The 279-nt window shown below is 69.5% G+C and carries 1 protein-coding gene; it reads left to right on the top strand.

The genetic code is table 11. The features are described from left to right. A partial coding sequence (locus tag LB465_RS18150) for a DUF1045 domain-containing protein (RefSeq protein ID WP_224471324.1) occupies window positions 1–279 on the top strand: 279 nt, incomplete at both ends.

Genomic DNA, 279 nt, shown 5'->3' with positions numbered 1-279 from the left:
AAGCGACCGTACGGTCGATGAGCTGGACGCCGCGCTGCGCGGTTTTGCACTGCAGCAGCAGGCCTTCACCATCGAGCCGGCCCTGCAGACGCTGCGCGGCTTCCTGGCCTGGCGGCTGCGTCATGGCGATCCTGCCCGCGACACGCTCCACGCATTCGCCGATGCGTGCGTCAGCGAATTCGACGCCTTCCGCGCACCGCCACCGCCCGCAGAACTCGCGCGGCGCCGTCGCGTCGGCCTGTCGGATGCGCAGGAGCTTCATCTGCAGCACTGGGGCTA

It is taken from the genome of Salegentibacter lacus (assembly GCF_020164555.1).
GTDB lineage: Bacteria > Bacteroidota > Bacteroidia > Flavobacteriales > Flavobacteriaceae > Salegentibacter > Salegentibacter lacus.
The sequence above is the reverse complement of the archived record's forward strand: the minus strand, read 5'-3'. Positions and strand labels throughout refer to the sequence as shown.